The organism is Cupriavidus sp. YR651 (assembly GCF_900101625.1).
Lineage (GTDB): Bacteria > Pseudomonadota > Gammaproteobacteria > Burkholderiales > Burkholderiaceae > Cupriavidus.
The window spans coordinates 58,268-77,199 of record NZ_FMYZ01000008.1 but is presented as its reverse complement, the minus strand read 5'-3'; the positions used below and the strand labels follow the sequence as shown (position 1 = coordinate 77,199).

Genomic DNA, 18,932 nt, shown 5'->3' with positions numbered 1-18,932 from the left:
CGCGTTGTTGTTGTCTGGCGTGCGCCGTACGCGGCACTTGGCCGCGCGCCAGTCTAGGCAGGGTCCATGACCGGTCTGTGACAACCTGCTTGCGATGCGACCCCGCTGAAGCGGGGCGGGGGAGTGGGAGGGTGGGGCCAGGAAGGAGGCGCCGGGTGGCCGCCGTGCGTGCGGATTTCGCCTAGAGTGACTAGATCGGAACCGTTGGAGGCAGACCATGGCGCAGATACGCGATGACTTTCGCATTTGCCAGGCTCGGCGTCGGGTGCTGGTGATGGGGGCCGTTGGCGCCCTGGGAGCGATGGCCGGGATGCCGGCGCTGGCGCAGAAGGCTGGCGGGGGCAAATCCAGAATCGGCGTGATCGGGTCGGGGCGCATCGGTGGCACGATCGGCGGCCTGTGGGTGAAGGCGGGTCATCCGGTGATGTTCTCGTCGCGCCATCCGGAATCCCTCAAGCCGATGATCGACCCGCTCGGCCCGCTGGCGCAGGCAGGCACCGTGGCACAGGCGCTGGCATTTGCCGATGTGCTGTTGCTGGCCGTGCCCTATGGCGCGGTGCCCGACGTCGGCAAGCAAGGCACGTGGCAGGGCAAGATCGTGCTCGATGCCACCAATGCGGTGTCACCGCGCGATGGCGCGATCGTCGAAGAGGTCAAGGCCAATGGCATCGGTGCCACCACGGCCAAGTACCTGCCGGGCGCGCGCATCGTGCGTGTGTTCAATTTCACCAGCGCCGGGGATTTTGCGCGCGAGAGCCATCGCAAGGGTGCGCCGATGGCCGTGCCAATGGCAGGTAATGACGCCGCCGCGCTGACGGTGGCCGCGCAACTGGTGCGCGATGCGGGGTTCGAACCGGTGGTGGTGGGTGGGCTGTCCAGCGCGGAGCGCTTCGCGCCCGGTGGCAAGCTGTTCCATCAGGTCGGCACGGCCGACGAGTTCCGGCGCGCCATGGCGCAGTAGCCGCATCGGGGTCGTCGTCGTTCGTTGTCGACGCCCTTTGTCGCCACCTGTTGCCGCGCTATCTGCGGCGCCACTCCATCGCCACCATCGATGGCGTGAAGCCAAGCTGGCCGAAGAACGCGGCCTCGGAAGACCGGGTTGCGCGGAGCACCCAGGTGATGTCGGGGTCGTTGCCCATGACGTGGCGCAGCAGCGCGCGGCCAATGCCTCGGCGCCGGTGCATCGGCGCGACGGCGACCACGGAGATGTAGCCGTTGGAGATATCGTCGCAGAGCGCGCGTGCAAAACCGATGACTTCACCGTTTTCCACCGCTACCGCCACGCGTTGCGAGTTGGCAATCAGTTGCGCGAAGCGTTCCGGATTGCCGACCCGTTGTTCCCACCCGTTGGCGGCCAACAGACGCCTGGCCGCCTCGATGTCTGCGGGCAACGGGTTACGGATTTCCATCGACGACTCCTCCTGCCAATTCCAGGGGCGCATGTCGGCGACCCCCGCCGAAAGTGGGGGATACGCGACGACTACGCCACGAATACGCGATGTGCCGCGCGATTGGCGACAGAGTGTAGCGAAGCCGATGCAGCGGCGTCAAACAATCGTGCCTGTTCACCATGAGCGTGAGCCCGCGCACACTGCATCGTGCTCATCGCCGCAACATCGCAATCGGGAAACGCCACGCGCAGGGAGCGCGCGGTATGATGACTGCCATGAACGCCTCGATCTTCTCTTCCGCCCACCCGGCCGATCAGTTGGCCGAGTTCTCCGACGCGGACAGCGCGCTGGCCCGCATTCGCGAGATTTACGACAGCTCGGTTGCCGCCATACGTACGCGCTTCGATGCGTTTGCGAAAGGCAAACCGCTGCCTTCCGCGGCGCATGCGTGCTACCCGTACCTTGGCATTTCGGTCAACCTGGAAACCATGGTGACGGACAGCCGGCCTTCCTGGGGCACGGTGGCCTATCCCGGTGTCTATGGCACCACCGTCACGCGACCGGACCTGCTGTGGGACTACTACCGCGATCAGATCGAACGCCTGATGCGTTATCACCGCGTGCCTGTCGTAGTGGGACTCTCGCGCCGGCCGATTCCGCTGCCGTTCGTGATCGAAGCCTCGACGACGGACATCAGCTACACGCAGGCCCGCGAGCTCGAGGCATCGTTCGTGTTGCCGGAGCTGAGCCGCATCGACGACTCCATCGCCAACGGCACCTACGAGCCTACGCCCGGCGAGGCGTGGCCGCTCTCGCTGTTCTCGGCGGAGCGCGTGGACCTGGCGCTGCAGCGGCTCTACCACTACACCGGCACGGCGCCGCAGCACTTCCAGCGTTTCGTGTTGTTCACGAACTATCAGCGTTATGTCGATGAGTTCGTCACGCTGGGCCGGTCGCTGATGGCGGCCGATGGTGGCGACGGCTACGTGCAGTTTGTCGAGCCCGGCGACGTGACGCAGGAAGTCGGCGGGCCCGAACCCGACGAGGGCGCCCATCCGCGTGCGCTGCCGCAGATGCCGGCCTATCACCTGGTACGCGAGGACAAGCTTGGCGTGACGCTGGTCAACATCGGCGTGGGGCCGTCCAACGCCAAGACGATGACGGACCACCTGGCCGTGCTGCGGCCGCATTGCTGGCTGATGGTGGGCCACTGCGGTGGTCTGCGCCGGTCCCAGCAACTGGGCGACTATGTGCTGGCGCACGCCTATGTGCGGGACGATCACGTGCTCGACCACGACTTGCCGCCATGGGTGCCCGTGCCGCCGATCGCCGAAATCCAGGTGGCGCTGCAAGAGGCCGTGGCGCGCGTGACCGGACTGTCCGGCAACGAAATGAAGACCCGCATGCGCACCGGCACCGTGGTGTCGACGGACGACCGCAACTGGGAGCTGAAATCCAAGGCGCTGTATGCGCGCTTCAACCAGTCGCGCGCCATCGCCATCGATATGGAAAGCGCGGCGGTGGCCGCCAACGGGTTCCGGCTGCGGGTGCCATACGGGACGCTGCTTTGCGTATCGGACAAGCCGCTACACGGCGAGCTCAAGCTGCGCGGCATGGCCAATGCCTTCTATCGGCAGCGCGTCAGCCAGCATATGACGATCGGCCTCGAGGCGATACGCATCCTGCGTGAGAACGGGGTGGAGGAGCTGCATTCGCGCAAGCTGCGCAGCTTCGACGAGCCCGCGTTCCGCTGAGCAGAATTCAAAAGCAAGCGGCGGAGTGCGCGGACCGCGAGGCGGCGCTACCGTGAAGGCCAGATCAAGCCAACAAGGAGCCCGCCGTGAAGACGCCGGAAGCCGCCGCCCGCCCCGCAGTTCAGCCCGCCCCTCACACCACGCGTGTCGCCGTTGCCGGCGTGGCCGCCCGTATCGAGCGGATTGACTGGCGCGCCGTCGGCCGGGAACTCGACGCGCACGGATGCGCCATCCTGGATCGCCTGCTGGAGCCGTCCGAGTGCGACCGGCTGGCCAGTCTCTACGGGGAACCGGGAGAGGCCGTGCCCAACGCGCGGTTTCGCAGCCGCGTGGTGATGTCTCGCCACGGCTTCGGTCAGGGCGAGTATCAATACTTCGCCTATCCGCTGCCGCCGATGATCGAGGCGCTGCGCACGACGTTGTATCCGATGCTGGCCCCGGTAGCCAATCGCTGGAGCATGGCGATGGGCATCGACGTCCGCTATCCGCCATCGCACGATGCCTACCTGTCGCGCTGCCACGCCGCCGGCCAGATCCGGCCGACGCCGCTGATGCTGCGCTATGGCAAGGACGACTACAACTGCCTGCACCAGGATCTTTACGGCGAGCACGTGTTTCCGCTGCAGGTAGCCATCCTGCTGTCGGAGCCGGGGCGCGACTTCAGGGGCGGAGAGTTTGTGATGACGGAGCAGCGCCCGCGCATGCAGTCGCGTGCGGAGGTGGTGCCGTTGCGGCAAGGAGATGCGGTGGTCTTCGCGGTTCACCATCGACCCGTGCAGGGCACGCGAGGTGTCTATCGCGTCAACATGCGTCATGGCGTCAGCCGCTTGCGTTCAGGCCGGCGCTATACGTTGGGGGTGATCTTTCACGATGCGGCGTGATGCCGGGGCTGCGCACTGGAACGATACCCGCATCGTCCTGTTGCGCTCCCTGCGTTCTCTGCGTTCAACGCCGCCACGCTCCTCCAGACGCTGCTGATCCGCCCATAAAAAAACGCGCGGCATTGCCGCGCGAAACAAGAGCGCAAAGAGAGGTGGAGCTTCGCGACTTGCGAGTGAATCAGAAGCGGTAGCCGACGCCCGCGCTGAACAGCCACGGATCAAGCTTGGCCGTCGATACCTTGGTGCCGTTGGCGTAGACGTTGCTGGTAAGCCAGACCTTCTTGGCGTCGATATTCAGGAACCAGTTCCTGGTGATCCTGTAGTCCATGCCGATCTGCAGTGCCGGCCCCACGCTCCATCGATCCAGGTTCAGCGTGTTGCCAGCCAGGTCGGTGCCATAGATGCGGGTAGCGTTGACGCCCGCGCCGACATACGGACGGAACGTGCCGTTGGGAAGGAAGTGGTATTGCAGCAGCAGGCTGGGCGGCAGGTGCTTGAACGAGCCGATGTTCTGGCCATCGAGCGTGACATTCTGCTTTTGCGGAATCGTCAGCACCAGCTCGGCGGCGATGTGCGGCACGATGAAGTAGGTAATGTCGACTTCCGGAATCCACTTGTTGTTGACGTGGATACGGTCCGATGCGCCGACGCCGCCGATCGGGTCCGATTTGTTGGCCATGTCGAGGAAGGTGCCGCGCAGGCGGATCATCCAGTCGCCCTGGGTATCGTCGGCGGCCATGGCCGGTGCCGAAAACGCGCCGGCGGCTGCGATGGTCGCGAGCGCGCCGCAGAGCGTGGCAGCGACGGGTTTGCGGCGCGGCGCGGCGCGGCGGGCGGAGATGTGGGTGGCGGAGATTTGGGGGGCGGATGCAGAGCGAGTGAAGCGCTTGGAGAGAGTGGGAGTGGTCATGTCGATCGCACATCAACTAAGAAATTTGTGCGACCAGTGTGTCGTGCACACTGCACCTCGGCCTTGACTCAACGCAAGCCCATGCCAGCCACGCGGATATTCGAGCGGAGCCGTCGCACGTGTGCCACAGCGGCTCCGGCCTGCGTCGCGCGGACGTGTCTATCTTCATGCGGATTTATTCGTGGCGCCGCGACGGCTCGGCCCGTACGCTGTGCGCACGTGGTTTGTGAACCGCGCATGTCGTGGGCGTCCGCAAGGACGTCTTTCCGGGTGTGCCCCGTGGGGGCGGGGCACACCGGTTTTCTCCCGGCAGCGCGGGGTCAGGCCGCCTCAGCCTCTCCCGTCGCCGCCGTGGCCATCGCCTGCAGGTGGCGGTTGACGCCGGACACCACCGCGCGCAGCGACGCCGTCACGATGCTGGCATCCACGCCAGCGCCGAAGCCCGTGCCGGAGTCTCCCACGCGGACCTCGACATAGCAGGCCGCGCGCGCATCGGCGCCGGCCGACAGCGCGTGCTCGTGGTAGTCCATGACCCGTACCGGTACGCCCAGCCCGCGAGAGAACGCGTCCACCACCGCGTCGATCGGTCCGTTCCCCGCGCCTCGCACGCGCACGGCGCGGCCTTCGCGTACGACTTCCATCTCGATCTCCACCGCGTCATCGGCGGTCGATACCATGCGATGCGAGACATAGCGCAGCGGCGCATCGACATCCAGATATTCGCGGCGGAACAGCGCGTAGAGATCGTCGGCGCTGGCCTCCAGGCCGGTGTCGTCGGTCATGGTCTGCACCGCACGGCTGAACTCGATCTGCAGCCGGCGCGGCATGTAGATGCCGTGGGCCTGTTCCAGCAGGTAAGCCATGCCGCCCTTGCCGGACTGGCTGTTGACGCGGATGACGGCGTCGTAGCTGCGACCGAGGTCGGCCGGGTCGATCGGCAGGTACGGCACCTCCCAGATGGCATCGGCCCGCTGCTGCGCGAAGCCCTTGCGGATGGCATCCTGGTGAGAGCCCGAGAACGCCGTGAACACGAGGTCGCCCACATACGGGTGGCGCGGATGCACTGGCAACTGGTTGCAGTGCTCCACGCACTGGCGCACTTCGTCGATATCGGAAAAGTCCAGCTCCGGCGCCACGCCTTGCGTGTAGAGATTGAGTGCCAGCGTGACCAGGTCCACGTTGCCGGTGCGTTCGCCGTTGCCGAACAGGCAGCCTTCCACGCGATCGGCACCGGCCATCACGGCCAGCTCCGCCGCCGCCACCGCGGTGCCGCGATCGTTGTGCGGATGCACCGACAGCACGATGTGTTCGCGCCGGGCCAGATGACGATGCATCCATTCGATCTGGTCGGCGAACACATTGGGCGTGCTGCACTCCACCGTGGTCGGCAGGTTCAGGATCATCGGCCGCGTGGCGTCGGGTTGCCATACGGCCGAGACGGCGTCGGACACTTCCAGCGAGAAATCGAGCTCGGCCAGGCTGAACGTCTCGGGCGAGTATTCGTAGGACCAGGCTGTCTCCGGCATGGCATCGGTCAGTTCGCGGATCAGGCGCGTGCCCGACACGGCCACTTCCCGGATCTCTTCGCGCGAGGCGTTGAATACGATGCGACGCCACGCGGGCGCGATGGGATTGTAGAGATGCACCGTCGCGCGCCGCGCGCCACGCACCGATTCCACCGTCCGGCGAATCAGGTCGTCGCGCGCCTGCGTCAGCACGACGATGTTCACGTCGTCGGGAATGCGGTCCTCCTCGATCAGCATGCGGACGAAGTCGAAGTCGGTCTGCGATGCGGACGGGAACGCGACTTCGATCTCCTTCAGGCCGATCTTCACCAGCTGTTCGAAGAAGCGCAGCTTGCGCGCGGGGTTCATCGGCTCGATCAGGGCCTGGTTGCCATCGCGCAGGTCGGTGCTCATCCAGCGCGGGGCGCGGGTGATCTGGCGCGACGGCCAGGTGCGGTCAGGCAAGTTGACGGGGGTGGCGGGGCGGTACTTGGCGGCGGGATTGCGCAACATGGGTGATCTCCTTCCTCGCGGGAAGATGCGTCAAACAGAAAAACACGGAAAAGGGTGGCGAGACGGCTGCCGAACTGCCACGGGGCCCTAGGCCCGGCAACCGGTCGGTAGGTCTGGCAGTAGCGAGGAAGCGCGCAGGGCGCGGCACGACAGCAGGCCAGCCCGTGCAACGCACGCGCGCACGTCGGCGGCGATGCGGATGGCATCGGCGGCGTGGCGGAGGTTGAGGGTCGTGGCGGTCATCGGGCTGAGAGGGATATCGCCCGCGAGATATCGGGCGACCGGAGGAGCGTAGACCACAACGCGGTGGCGCGTCAACCGCGCCAGCCGGGAAAAACCGTCGTCGCATCGCCCGAAAGCCCGGTGAAACCGGCTCGTCGCTGGCCGGCGACATACGGCGAAGGGATGACCTCCACCTGTTGTGTGGTGTGCCGCTCAGTCGTCTGGCTGGTACAGCGTGCACCGCATCGCGCCTAGGCTGGTTGGCAGGGGAAGCGGGGCGATAACGAAGGGGGAGACAAACCATGCGCACACGTCGATGGATGACCTGGCTCGCGTGCACGGCGAGCGTGATGCTGATGGTGGCTTGTGGCGGCGGGGGGAGCGGCTCGGGTTCGGGGGGCGCATCGCCGGCCGATACCACGGGAGGCAACGCCAGTACGCCTGCGGCCAAGACATACAGCGTGGTGCTGAACCAGATCTCCGGCGAGGTGACGGTGGGCGGCACGATGCCGCTGTCGGCCTCGGTTGTCGACAACGACGGCAATGACGTCACCGCGTCCGCTGCATTCTCCTGGACTACATCGAGCGCATCGGTGGCGGCGGTCGGCGCTGGCAGCGCGGCGGGCAGCGCCGTGGTGACGGGCGTGGGCACCGGCACCGCCACGATCGGCGTGCGGGCCACCGTCGTGAGCACCAACAATGTGACGATCGTGCTCCCGCAGGTCACGGCCGCGATCACCGTGGTGGCGGCGGGCACCACGACCTACACATTGGCGCTGCCGTATCCAGTCTTGTCGATGACGGACGGCCAGACGCTGCCGGTAAAGGCGTCGCTGATCGACAGCGACGGCGCCGACCGCTCCGCGGCCGCCAGCGGCTGGACCTGGGCCAGCAGCACGTCGGCGGTGCAGGTCACCGGCGCGGCCAACGTGGGCACGCTGCGCGGCGTGAACGCGACCGATACCGTCGCGCAATCGGTGGTCAGCGTGTCCGTCACCGCGCCCAACAACAGCGTGCTGAAGGGCTCGTTCCTGGTGTCGGTGGTCAAGGCCAGCGTGGCGAGCTATCGCCTGGTGCTGTCGCAGAACGGTGCGCAGATCAACGCGCTGAATGTCCTCAACGGCTTTCCGCAGACCTATGCCTCGCGCGTGGTCCGCAATGACGAAGCGGATGCGACGGCTGACTTCACGGGGCTCTGGACCTTCACGACGACCTCGCCTTCGCTGACCGTGTCGCCGGATACGGCAAGCCGGCTCACCACGCTCAGCACCAGCCGCGCGAATGGTGTGTCGCCGCTGCAAGGCATCCTTTCGGAGATGGCGAGCAGCCTGACGCTGACGCCGAAGCCGCGCGCCAACCTGCTGGTGACCGAGCAGCCGACCTGGGCCTTGATCTACAGCGGTCCGAATCCGCTGGTAGTGCCAGGTGTGGGCGCCACGATTGCGGTGCGCCTGATGCATCGCGGGATCGACGAGGGCATCACGGCGTGCGGGGGAAGCTGGGCATGGACGTCGCCGAGCAGCAACGTCGTCGTGAGTCAGTCGCCGATCGCGCCCAACTCCGTGTCGATCATGCCGATCAGCGCCGGGCCGTTCACGGTTACCGCAAGCTGCACGGCGGGAACCGAGGCCATGCCGCTATCGATCACGATCCCGGGCACTGCCCACTAGCCGTACGGCCTCAGGCCAAAGCCCGCCGCGTGTCATGCGCGGCGGGCTTTTTCATTGCCGCGCGGGACAGGGCGTACCCGTTTCTGCGTGCCTCGATGCGCCGGCAGCGGACAGGGCAAAGTCGCTGTGGAGCGCGCAGACAGCCGGGTACCGAAGCAAGAAGCGGAGAGCCCAGGGCTACCCGAAATCGGCAAAGCGTACCCGTTTCTGCGTGAGCCAGAATGCCGATACCAAAGAAAAACGGCAGCCATTCAGGCCGCCGTTTTTCATGATTCCGCAGTGAGTTCCTCAGGGCTTTCGCACCAGCCGGACGATGTGTTCGTTGGCCGGGCCATCGTTGCCACCGGCCGACGGGCTCGAGGTGTTCGACCCGCAGGTGCTGCATCCGCTGTTGGTGTCACAGCCCGTGGCGCAGCCCGCCGCCTCTTGCGGCGCCAGCCGTTTGGCCAGCCAGCCGCGCCAGCCCGTGGCCGATACGCCGCCCAGCGATGCCGCCAGCCTCGCCTTCACCCGCTCGCGCGTGCGCGGCATGTAGCGGGCCGCCACGTGTATGGCACAGGCCACCACGATCAGGGGGACCACCAGGGTTTCGAAGGCGTGATAGAGCGTCATGGCCGTTTGACTGCGAGGGATGCCGCCGGTTTCAACTGAACGCCAGGGCCACGCGGTACGTGATGAGCGACGCCACGTAGGCCAGTCCCGTCAGGTATGCGGCGGACGCCGCCATCACCTTCCAGGAGTTGGTCTCGCGCCGGATCACGGCCAGCGTGGAAATGCACTGCGGCGCAAACACGTACCAGGCCAGCAGCGACAGCGCCGTGGCCAGCGGCCATTGCGCGGCGATCATCGGTGCGAGCTGCGTGGCCACCGCGTCGTCGCTGCCAGAGAGCGCATACACGGTCGCCAGTGCGCCCACCGCCACCTCGCGCGCGGCCAGGCCCGGCACCAGCGCGATGCAGATCTGCCAGTTGAAGCCGATCGGCGCGAAGACGTGTTCGAGCGCGCGGCCGATCATGCCGGCAAAGCTGTAGTCGATCGGGGGCATCGTCGCACCTGCCGGCGGCGACGGGAACGTGGCCAGGAACCAGAGCAGCACGGTCAGCGTCAGGATCACCTTGCCCACGCGCGAAAGGAAGATCCGGGCACGCTCCCACAGGCCGATGGCGATGTCGCGCGGATTCGGGATGCGGTACGACGGCAGTTCCATCAGCAGCGGATGGTCGGTGCGGTCGCGGCGGAAGAACTTCAGCACATAGGCGACGACCAGCGCGCTGACGATGCCGGCCACGTACAGCGTGAACAGCACCAGCCCCTGCAGATTGAACAGGCCAGCCACGGTGCGTTCGGGGATAAATGCGCCGATCAGCAGCGCATAGACCGGCAGGCGGGCCGAGCAGGTCATCAGCGGCGCCACCAGGATCGTGGTGAGGCGGTCGCGCGGATCCTGGATCGTGCGCGTGGCCATGATGCCGGGAATCGCGCAGGCAAAGCTGGACAGCAGCGGAATGAACGACCGGCCGGAGAGCCCCGCGCCCATCATCAGTCGGTCCAGCAGGAACGCCGCGCGCGGCAGGTAGCCCGATTCCTCGAGCGTCAGGATGAACAGGAACAGGATCAGGATCTGCGGCAGGAATACCACCACGCTGCCCAGGCCCGCGATCATGCCGTCGACGATCAGGCTCTTGAGCATGCCGTCGGGCATCCAGGTGCCGACGACCTCGCCGGCCCAGTGCACGCCTGCCTCGATGCCGTCCATCGCCGGAGCGGCCCACGAAAACACCGCCTGGAACATCAGGAACAGCAGCACGGCCAGGATGGCCAGGCCGAACACCGGATGCAGGACCACACGATCGAGGCGGTCGTCGAGCCGCGCGGTGCGGGCCGGCATGGTGACGGCGGCGTCCAGCAGGCGCTTGACCTCGGCGTGGGTGTCAAGCTCGGATACCGACTCGACGGGCACCGCGGGCGGGGCTGGCGGCAGGGCGCCGTCGAGCAGGCCGATCAGGTCCGCGGCGCCATTGCGCTTCACGGCCACGGTCTGCACCACCGGCACGCCCAGCGCCTGCGACAGCGCCTCGCGGTCGATCAGGATGCCGCGGCGCGCGGCCGCATCGCTCATATTGAGCACGACCACCATCGGCAGGCCCAGCCGGCGCAGTTCCAGGACGAAACGCAGGTGCAGGCGCAGATTGGTGGCGTCCACCACGGAGACGATCAGGTCCGGGCGGGCCTCGCCCGGGCGCTGGCCCATGCAGACCTCGCGCGTGATGGCCTCGTCCAGGCTGGCCGCGTGCAGGCTATAGGCGCCCGGCAGGTCCAGGATGCGGACCACGCGGCCGGCCGGCGACGTGAACTGGCCTTCCTTGCGCTCGACGGTCACGCCGGCGTAGTTGGCCACCTTCTGGCGACTGCCAGTCAGGCGGTTGAACAGCGCGGTCTTGCCGCAATTGGGGTTGCCTACCAGCGCAATGCGCAGGGCGGAGGGAGTCTGTGCGACGGACATGATATGCAGAGGATCCTGGGCGGCAGCGGGCGACGCCCTCAGGCGGTACGCTGGGCTGCGGGCGCGTCGGGCTGGCTGGCCGGCGCGATGCTGGAGACGGTGGCGGTGGCCACTTCCACGGTGATGCGTGCCGCTTCCGAGCGGCGCAGCGCAAAGCGCGTATAGCCAACCTGCGCGACAAGCGGATCCTTGCCGAACGGACCGAACGCGATGATCTGCACCGCCTCGCCCGGCACGAAGCCGAGATCGCGCAGGCGGCGCGCGACGGGGTCGTTCGGGGTGGCATCGTCCACCGATTTCACAACGGCGGCCGTGCGCCGGGGCAGTTCAGACAACCGCATATGCTTCCAGTCCGGGGGGCGGGATCACCGCCGCGCGACAAGCGGCAAGGCAACGAACCCTGCCGGCTACGTAAATAAAAATCGTTCTCGATTGTATAGCATTCGCGCCACTTCGGTGCCGTAGCCGGGGGGCATCGGCGCCGAAGCTGGCCGTTTCATGCGTCTGGCATCGAAGCAGGGCTTCCCGGCTATTCAGGGAATACACCGATATTGGCATTAATCGGTGCGTTCCATGCCGCGTTTCTATTGATTAACACATTTGTGGTATTGGTCCGGCGAGGCTTCCGGCGATAAGCTCCAAGCACGCTGAACACCCCGTTCCACGCGTACTTCACAAGCCACATGCCCCTGGGCAGGTGGCTTTTTCTTCTGGCGCGCGGGGATGTCCGTCGGGCCACATTCTAGTAGTCAGCCTGGGCTGCCGCCAGCCGGATGGTCTCGACGAAATGGTCGCGTGCCGGATGGTCGGGCGCCTGCTTCCAGACGCAATACACCTCGGATGGCACGGTGGAATCCGCCAGCGGCCGGAATGCGGCCCCGGCCATGCCGGACCGGGCCAGCGCGGCCGGCACCACGGCCACCCCCATGCCCTGCGAGACCAGCGACACCACGGACAGCCAGTGCCGCATCTCGTGCCGGACCTGGGGATAAAAGCCGTGCGCGGCGCACATGTCGAAGATGCGGCTGTAGTAGTCAGGCGACGCCTTGCGCGAGAACAGCACGAAGGGCTCGCCGCGCAGATCGGTGAGCGCCACCACCTCCCGGGCCGTCAGCGGATGATCGGCCGGCATGCAGCACACAAAGGCCTCGCGATGTGCCAGCGTGGCCGCCAGTTCGTCCGGCACGCGGCTGGTGTGGACAAAGCCGGCGTCCAGTTCGCCGTGGAGCAGGGCGTCGATCTGCTCCTGGGAATTGAGTTCGGTCAGCGCCACCTGGATGCCCGGATAGCGCGCCTGGAATTCCCGCAGGCGCTGCGGCAGCCCCCGGTACAGCATCGATCCGACAAAGCCCACGCGCAGGCGCCCCACGGCGCCGGCTTCGATCTCGCGCGCCAGCAGCCGTGCCGATTCGGCCTGCGCCAGCAGCGCCGTGGCTGACTCCCGGAAGGCCCGCCCGGCGGCGGTCAGCCGCACGCCACGGCTATCGCGCTCGAACAGCCGGGCCCCAACGGATGCCTCGAGCTGCTGGATATTGAGCGACAGCGGGGGCTGCGAGATCGACAGCCGCCGCGCCGCACGGCCGAAATGCAGTTCCTCGGCAAGTACCAGGAAGTAGCGCAGGTGACGGAATTCCATGGCGATATGAATTTTGTATGGATCGAGCCAATTTTAGAATTAGACACGAATCGCCGGGGTTTGAATAATGGATCCCAAACCGCCCCACCTGATGTCCACCACAGGGGCCGACAGGAGACGATTCATGCCCACCAGCGCCGCGCGCCACACCGCGCCTGCCACCGCCGCCCACCCCGCCGCTCACCCTGAAATCGCCGCGCACCCGGTCCCCGATCGCCACGGCGCCAGCCTGTTTGCCGCCGACCCGGACCTGCGCGCGCTGCTGCCGCTCTATCTGTCGGCGGACCTGTTCAACCACCTGCTGCCGCACCTGGAGCGCATGGGCGCGCTGGCCGGCGGCGTGCTGGACGAGCTGGCCAATGTGGCCGATCACGAGCCGCCCACGCTGTCGCACCGCACCCGCACCGGATTGGACGCCCAGCGTATCCACAAGCATCCGGCCTACGTCGAACTGGAGCGCGTGGCGTTTTCCGAATTTGGCCTGGCTGCGGCGTCGCACCGCGCCGGCGTGCTCGGCTGGGACAAGCCGATGCCGCCCGCCGCCAAGTACGCGCTGACCTACCTGTTCGTGCAGGCCGAGTTCGGCCTGTGCTGCCCGCTGTCGATGACGGACTCGCTGACGCGCACGCTGCGCAAGTTCGGCGATCCGGCACTGGTCGATCGCTTCCTGCCCAACCTGACCACGCAAGTCTTCGACGACCTCTACCAGGGCGCGATGTTCATGACCGAGCAAGGCGCCGGTTCCGACGTCGCCGCCACGGCCACGCGCGCAATCCGCGACGAGCGTGCCGAAGGTGGCTGGCGCCTGGTTGGCGACAAGTGGTTCTGCTCCAACCCCGATGCCGCGCTGGCGATGGTGCTGGCGCGCATGGAAGAGGCCGATGGCACGGCCGTGGCCGGCATCAAGGGCGTGTCGCTGTTCCTGCTGCCGCGCACGCTGGCGGACGGCAGCGCCAACCACTACCGGATCATCCGGCTCAAGGACAAGCTCGGCACGCGGTCGATGGCCAGCGGCGAGATCCGGCTTGAAGGCGCGCATGCCTGGCTCGTCGGTGAACCGGGTCGCGGCTTCGTGCAGATGGCCGACATGATCAACAACTCGCGGCTCTCCAACGGCGTCCGCGCGGCCGGGCTGATGCGCCGCGCGCTGACCGAAGGCCAGTTCATCGCCCGCGAGCGCCAGGCTTTCGGCAAGCGGCTGGTCGACATGCCGCTGATGCGTCGCCAGTTGCTCAAGCTGACGCTGCCCACCGAGCAGGCGCGCACGATGGTGTTCCAGACCGCCGAGGCACTGCGTCGCGCGGACGCGGGCGAGGCCGATGCCTACCCGCTGATGCGCATCCTGACGCCGCTGATCAAGTTCCGCGCGTGCCGCGACGCCCGCAAGGTGACCGGCGATGCCATGGAAATCCGCGGCGGCTGCGGCTATATCGAGGAATGGAGCGATCCGCGACTGGTGCGCGATGCGCACCTGGGGTCGATCTGGGAAGGCACGAGCAATATCGTCGCGCTGGATGTGCTGCGTGCGATCCGCCGCGAGGGCTCGCTGCCCGTGCTTCAAGGTCACCTGCAGGCGTTGTTGCAGGACACGCCGATGCATGCCACCGCGCGCGCCACATTTGATCTGGCCATCGCCAATGCCGTGGCCCTTGCCGGTCGTGCCGCCGAGGCGGGTGCCGATGGCGACGTGCTGGCCCGCCAGGCTGCGTCGGCGCTGTATCACGTCACCAGCGCAGTGGCGATGGCGTGGGAGGCGGGCCGGATCGGTTCCGTCCGCCGCATGCGCCTGGCGCAACTGGTGCTCGTGCATCGCGTGCTGCCGCAGGACCCGCTGGCCGGCAACGCCGAGCCCGCGTGGCTTGCCGATGCCGTGACGCCGCCCGCCGATGGCGCCGTGCGTCCCGCCGGCGACGTCGATCAGGTCAACGTGTTCTGACGCCACCCGGATCGCCAACGTTTTTCCCCTTCTCCCGCACGCGGGAGCTGGGCCGGAGGAGAGGGCCGGCGCATCAGACAGCCGTCTTCTCCTTCCATGACTACAAGATTCATCGGAGACAACCATCATGCCCCAATGGCACCGCCGCGCGGCCCTTGCCGCCATCGCCGCCTGCTCGTTCTGCGTCGCCACCGCACCCGCCTTCGCCCAGAAGGAATTCCCCAGCAAGCCGATCATGCTGGTGGTGACCTACCCGCCGGGCGGCCCCACCGATGCGATGGCCCGCACGCTGGCCGCCGCGCTCAAGACCAGCCTGGGCCAGCCCGTGGTCGTGGAGAACCGCGCCGGCGCGGGCGGCAATATCGGGGCCGAAGTCGTCGCGCGCGCGGAGCCCGACGGCTACACGCTGATGTTCGGCACGTCCGCGCCGCTGGCGATCAACGTCAGCCTGTATCGCAAGATCAACTACGACCCGGTCAAGAGCTTTGCGCCGGTGATCCAGATCGGCCAGCTGCCGAACGTGCTCGTGGTCAATCCGAGCGTGCCGGCCAAGAACGTGCAGGAGCTGATCGCCTACGGTCGTGCCCATCCGGGCAAGCTGAGCTATGCGTCATCCGGCAATGGTGCGTCGTCGCATCTGGCTGGCGTGCTGTTCAACAACCTGGCCGGCACGGATTTCCAGCACGTGCCCTACAAGGGCACTGGCCCGGCGCTCAACGATCTGCTGGGCGGGCAGGTCAGCATGACCTTCACCGACGTGCTCACCGCGCTGCCGTTCATCAAGAGCGGCAAGGTGCGCGCGCTGGGCGTGACCACGCGCAGCCGGTCGCAGGCGCTGCCTGACGTGCCGACCGTCGCCGAGCAGGGTGTCGCGGGGTTCGATGTTTCGGTATTCTTTGGCGTGGTCGCGCCGGCCGGTACGCCGCCGGAAGTCATCCGCAAGCTCAACCGTGCGTTTGCCGATGCGCTGCAGCAGCCCGAGGTCCGCAAGACGCTGCTGGGCCAGGGCCTGGAATTCGCGCCCGCCACCACGCCCGAGCAGCTTGGCGGCTTCGTGAAGTCCGAGGTCAGCAAGTGGCGTAGCGTGGTGCAGAAGTCCGGCGCGCAGCTCGACTGACCCGTACACAAGAACAGAGAAGCGAGGTAGACAACATGACGTCATCCCACCCCGGCGCGCTGGCCGGCATCCGCGTGGTCGATTTGTCCCGAATCCTGGGCGGTCCGTTCTGCGGCCAGATCCTGGGCGACCACGGTGCCGATGTGCTCAAGATCGAACCGCCGCAGGGCGACGACACCCGCACCTGGGGCCCTCCGTTCCGCGATGGCGTGGCGTCGTACTACTTCGGCCTGAACCGCAACAAGCGCGTGATGCGGCTGGACCTGACCGCCGACGCGGACCGCGAGGTCCTGCTCTCGCTGCTGGCGGAAGCCGATGTGATGGTCGAGAACTTCAAGACCGGCACGCTCGAAAAATGGGGCCTGGGCTACGACGTGCTGTCGCAGCGGTTTCCGCGCCTCATACACTGCCGCGTGTCGGGGTTTGGCGCCGATGGTCCGCTCGGTGGCCTGCCCGGCTACGACGCGGCGATCCAGGCCATGGCCGGCATCATGAGCATCAATGGCGAGGCCGACGGCGATCCGCTGCGCGCGGGGCTGCCGGTGGTCGACATGGTGACGGGCCTGAACGCGGCGCTCGGCGTGCTGCTGGCGCTGCAGGAGCGCGAGCGCAGCGGGCGCGGCCAGTTCGTCGAGGCGGCGTTGTATGACTCGGGCCTGTCGCTGCTGCATCCGCATGCGGCCAACTGGTTCATGAGCGGCAAGACGCCCACGCGCACCGGCAACGCGCACCCGAACATCTATCCCTACGACACCGTGGCCACTGCCACCGACCCGATCTTCCTGGCCGTCGGCAACGATCGCCAGTTCCGCATCCTGTGCGAACACCTGGGCGCGCCGGCACTGGCCGACGATGAACGCTACGCCACGGCGGGCGGGCGCTCGGTCAACCGGGCATTGCTGAAGGGGGAACTCGAGTCGCGCATGGCGCGGCACGACGGCAAGGTGCTGGCCGATGCGCTGATCGCCGCCGGAGTGCCGTGCGCGCCGGTGCTGTCGGTGCCGGACGCGCTCAACCATCCGCACACCGCGCATCGCGAGATGGTGGTGGAGATGCCGGGCGGCTACAAGGGGCTCGGCGCGCCGGTCAAGCTGAGCCGCACGCCGGCCACCTATCGGTACGCGCCCCTCGCGGAAGGCAACCAGTTCCTGCCGCGAGAGGCCGCGAACGAGGGCTGATCAGCCCGGGATCATTCCCGTGAAGACGTAGGCCTGCAGCATCGTGATGACGCCCACGATGGCGGCAAACAGCAGGCTGTGCTTCACGGTGAAGCGGAACAGCTCCGATTCCTTGCCGACGAGACCGGTGGCGGCACATGCCACCGCGATCGACTGCGGCGAGATCATCTTGCCCGTCACGCCGCCGGTGGTGTTGGCGGCCACCAGCAGCGTGTCCGACACGCCGATCTGATGCGCGGTGGTGTGCTGCAGCGAGCAGAATAGCGCATTGGACGACGTGTCCGAACCCGTCAGGAACACCCCCAGCCAGCCCAGCAGCGGCGAGAAGAACGGGAACGCAGCACCGGTGCCGGCCAGCAGCAGCGCCAGCGTCGACGACATGCCCGAGTAGTTGGCCACGAACGCGAAGGCCAGCACCAGGCCGATGGAGAGGATCGGCCGGCGCAGTTCCAGCAGCGTCTCGCCGAACGTCACGAGAGCATCGCGCGGCTTCATGCGCAGCAGCGCCATCGAGATCAGCGCTGTCAGCAGGATGGCGGTCCCCACGGCGGACAGCAGGTCCAGCTTCAACACGGCCTCATACGGCTTGGGCGACGCGACGATCGGCGCGGCCTTGATGACCAGCTGGTCCAGCAGCGGCACCTTGAACTTCAGCACCGTGCCCGCCAGCGCGCCTTTGGCGGCAAACAGGGCCTTGAACGGCGGCAGGCTCCACACGGTGACGATGGCCGTCAGGATGCCGAAGGGCGCCCATGCGCGAACGGTCTGGCCCAGCGTGTACGGCGAAGGCTTGCGGCGTACCGGCGCACCCATGCCGCCGCCAAAGCCGGCCATCGCGATCGTGCCGCCAGCGGCCACCGCGCCGCCGGCAGGCCGCGAGGCGGTGCGCGGCTGCCACACGCGCAGGAATGCGGAGAGCGAGATCAGGCTGACCAGCGCCGACGTGATGTCCGGCAGTTCCGGTCCGATGTGGTTGGCGGTGAAGTACTGCGTCACGGCAAAGCTGCCGCCCGTGACCAGCGCGGCCGGCCACGTTTCGCGCACGCCCTTGGCGCCATCCATCATGAACACGAGCCAGAACGGCACCGCCAGCGACAGCAGCGGCAGCTGCCGGCCGGCCATCGCGCCGATGTGCATGGGGTCGATGCCCGTGACCTGCCCGGCCACGATGATGGGAATGCCCATGGCACCGAAGGCTACCGGCGCGGTGTTGGCGATCAGGCAGAGCCCGGCCGCGTAGAGCGGATTGAAACCCAGGCCCACCAGCAGCGCGGCGGTGATGGCCACCGGCGCGCCAAAGCCGGCGGCGCCCTCCAGGAAGGCACCGAATGCAAAGCCGATCAGCAGCATCTGCAGGCGCTGGTCGTCCGTGATCGACAGCACGGAGGCGCGAATGATGTCGAACTGGCCGGTCTTCACGACGATCTTGTAGAGGAACACCGCGGTCACGATGATCCACGCGATCGGCCACAGGCCATAGGCAAAGCCGAAGCCGGCAGCGGCCAGCGCCTGCGGCGCGGGCATGCCATACGCAAAGATGGCCACGACGAGCGACAGGATGAGCGTGACGGCGGCGGCCGCATGGCCCTTCATGCGCAGCACGGCCAGCGCGACGAAGAAGAACAGGATGGGTACGGCCGCCGCGAGCGCGGACAGCCACAGGCTGCCGAGCGGCGTGTAGATCTGGGTCCAGGGTTGCACTGGGAGTCTCCTAGT

At 67.3% G+C, this 18,932-nt stretch carries 15 protein-coding genes; 7 read left to right on the top strand and 8 right to left on the bottom strand.

All coding sequences use genetic code 11. From position 1 onward, the window contains the following. Positions 1-217: 217 nt before the first annotated feature. Entirely contained in the window at positions 218-961 is a 744-nt protein-coding gene (locus tag BLR29_RS21350) for an NADPH-dependent F420 reductase (protein WP_176861017.1), read from the top strand. 58 nt (positions 962-1,019) lie between these two features. Here BLR29_RS21350 and BLR29_RS21345 read toward each other — a convergent pair whose 3' ends face one another. Beyond that, positions 1,020-1,409: a GNAT family N-acetyltransferase gene (locus BLR29_RS21345; protein WP_092139309.1), complete on the bottom strand. Its 390-nt coding sequence runs from the start codon at positions 1,407-1,409 to the stop codon at positions 1,020-1,022. 245 nt (positions 1,410-1,654) lie between these two features. Between BLR29_RS21345 and BLR29_RS21340 the strand changes: the two genes are divergently transcribed. Both BLR29_RS21340 and BLR29_RS21335 read left to right on the top strand, forming a co-directional pair. Next, positions 1,655-3,145 (top strand): AMP nucleosidase, encoded by a 1,491-nt coding sequence (locus tag BLR29_RS21340; protein WP_092139307.1) that lies wholly within the window; start codon positions 1,655-1,657, stop codon positions 3,143-3,145. 161 nt (positions 3,146-3,306) lie between these two features. Further along, on the top strand, positions 3,307-4,026 hold the full coding sequence (locus BLR29_RS21335; RefSeq protein ID WP_255371362.1) for a 2OG-Fe(II) oxygenase: 720 nt from the start codon (positions 3,307-3,309) through the stop codon (positions 4,024-4,026). A gap of 178 nt (positions 4,027-4,204) precedes the next feature. On the opposite strand, the gene BLR29_RS21330 is transcribed toward BLR29_RS21335, so the two are convergent. Beyond that, positions 4,205-4,936, bottom strand: a complete 732-nt coding sequence (locus tag BLR29_RS21330) for an OmpW/AlkL family protein (RefSeq protein ID WP_092139303.1) — start codon at positions 4,934-4,936, stop codon at positions 4,205-4,207. Positions 4,937-5,256: 320 nt separating this feature from the next. Beyond that, on the bottom strand, positions 5,257-6,954 hold the full coding sequence (gene leuA / locus BLR29_RS21325; protein ID WP_092139301.1) for a 2-isopropylmalate synthase: 1,698 nt from the start codon (positions 6,952-6,954) through the stop codon (positions 5,257-5,259). 524 nt (positions 6,955-7,478) lie between these two features. On the opposite strand from leuA, the gene BLR29_RS21320 reads away from it, so the two are divergent. Then, positions 7,479-8,846: a hypothetical protein gene (locus tag BLR29_RS21320; RefSeq protein ID WP_255371349.1), complete on the top strand. Its 1,368-nt coding sequence runs from the start codon at positions 7,479-7,481 to the stop codon at positions 8,844-8,846. A gap of 288 nt (positions 8,847-9,134) precedes the next feature. Here BLR29_RS21320 and BLR29_RS21315 read toward each other — a convergent pair whose 3' ends face one another. The 4 genes from BLR29_RS21315 to BLR29_RS21300 all read right to left on the bottom strand — a co-directional run bounded on the left by BLR29_RS21315 (position 9,135) and on the right by BLR29_RS21300 (position 12,985). Further along, complete coding sequence (locus tag BLR29_RS21315; protein ID WP_092139299.1) at positions 9,135-9,458, bottom strand: DUF6587 family protein; 324 nt, start codon at positions 9,456-9,458, stop codon at positions 9,135-9,137. Positions 9,459-9,489: 31 nt separating this feature from the next. Beyond that, a complete protein-coding gene (gene feoB / locus BLR29_RS21310; RefSeq protein ID WP_092139297.1) occupies positions 9,490-11,349 on the bottom strand; it encodes a ferrous iron transport protein B in 1,860 nt (619 codons plus the stop codon). A gap of 38 nt (positions 11,350-11,387) precedes the next feature. After that, the gene (locus tag BLR29_RS21305) at positions 11,388-11,690 is read right to left on the bottom strand and encodes a FeoA family protein (protein WP_092139295.1); all 303 of its coding nucleotides are present in this window, start codon (positions 11,688-11,690) and stop codon (positions 11,388-11,390) included. 401 nt (positions 11,691-12,091) lie between these two features. Next, positions 12,092-12,985: a LysR family transcriptional regulator gene (locus BLR29_RS21300; RefSeq protein WP_092139294.1), complete on the bottom strand. Its 894-nt coding sequence runs from the start codon at positions 12,983-12,985 to the stop codon at positions 12,092-12,094. A 124-nt stretch (positions 12,986-13,109) separates the two neighbouring features. On the opposite strand from BLR29_RS21300, the gene BLR29_RS21295 reads away from it, so the two are divergent. From BLR29_RS21295 to BLR29_RS21285, 3 genes are all read left to right on the top strand, one after another. Further along, on the top strand, positions 13,110-14,921 hold the full coding sequence (locus BLR29_RS21295) for an acyl-CoA dehydrogenase family protein (RefSeq protein WP_092139292.1): 1,812 nt from the start codon (positions 13,110-13,112) through the stop codon (positions 14,919-14,921). Between the two features lie 127 nt (positions 14,922-15,048). Then, positions 15,049-16,038, top strand: coding sequence for a Bug family tripartite tricarboxylate transporter substrate binding protein (locus BLR29_RS21290; RefSeq protein ID WP_092139290.1), 990 nt, complete (start codon positions 15,049-15,051; stop codon positions 16,036-16,038). 35 nt (positions 16,039-16,073) lie between these two features. Next, the gene (locus tag BLR29_RS21285) at positions 16,074-17,216 is read left to right on the top strand and encodes a CaiB/BaiF CoA transferase family protein (RefSeq protein ID WP_092139288.1); all 1,143 of its coding nucleotides are present in this window, start codon (positions 16,074-16,076) and stop codon (positions 17,214-17,216) included. Here BLR29_RS21285 and BLR29_RS21280 read toward each other — a convergent pair whose 3' ends face one another. After that, positions 17,217-18,917: a lactate permease LctP family transporter gene (locus BLR29_RS21280; protein WP_092139287.1), complete on the bottom strand. Its 1,701-nt coding sequence runs from the start codon at positions 18,915-18,917 to the stop codon at positions 17,217-17,219. Positions 18,918-18,932: the final 15 nt, after the last annotated feature.

What these genes read in the sequence shown, in the direction of transcription:
- BLR29_RS21350 (WP_176861017.1), top strand. Translation starts at nt 218, where the DNA reads ATGGCGCAGATACGCGATGACTTTCGCATTTGCCAGGCTCGGCGTCGG.
- BLR29_RS21345 (WP_092139309.1), bottom strand. Translation starts at nt 1,409, where the DNA reads ATGGAAATCCGTAACCCGTTGCCCGCAGACATCGAGGCGGCCAGGCGT.
- BLR29_RS21340 (WP_092139307.1), top strand. Translation starts at nt 1,655, where the DNA reads ATGATGACTGCCATGAACGCCTCGATCTTCTCTTCCGCCCACCCGGCC.
- BLR29_RS21330 (WP_092139303.1), bottom strand. Translation starts at nt 4,936, where the DNA reads ATGACCACTCCCACTCTCTCCAAGCGCTTCACTCGCTCTGCATCCGCC.
- leuA (WP_092139301.1), bottom strand. Translation starts at nt 6,954, where the DNA reads ATGTTGCGCAATCCCGCCGCCAAGTACCGCCCCGCCACCCCCGTCAAC.
- BLR29_RS21320 (WP_255371349.1), top strand. Translation starts at nt 7,479, where the DNA reads ATGCGCACACGTCGATGGATGACCTGGCTCGCGTGCACGGCGAGCGTG.
- BLR29_RS21315 (WP_092139299.1), bottom strand. Translation starts at nt 9,458, where the DNA reads ATGACGCTCTATCACGCCTTCGAAACCCTGGTGGTCCCCCTGATCGTG.
- feoB (WP_092139297.1), bottom strand. Translation starts at nt 11,349, where the DNA reads ATGTCCGTCGCACAGACTCCCTCCGCCCTGCGCATTGCGCTGGTAGGC.
- BLR29_RS21305 (WP_092139295.1), bottom strand. Translation starts at nt 11,690, where the DNA reads ATGCGGTTGTCTGAACTGCCCCGGCGCACGGCCGCCGTTGTGAAATCG.
- BLR29_RS21300 (WP_092139294.1), bottom strand. Translation starts at nt 12,985, where the DNA reads ATGGAATTCCGTCACCTGCGCTACTTCCTGGTACTTGCCGAGGAACTG.
- BLR29_RS21295 (WP_092139292.1), top strand. Translation starts at nt 13,110, where the DNA reads ATGCCCACCAGCGCCGCGCGCCACACCGCGCCTGCCACCGCCGCCCAC.
- BLR29_RS21290 (WP_092139290.1), top strand. Translation starts at nt 15,049, where the DNA reads ATGCCCCAATGGCACCGCCGCGCGGCCCTTGCCGCCATCGCCGCCTGC.
- BLR29_RS21285 (WP_092139288.1), top strand. Translation starts at nt 16,074, where the DNA reads ATGACGTCATCCCACCCCGGCGCGCTGGCCGGCATCCGCGTGGTCGAT.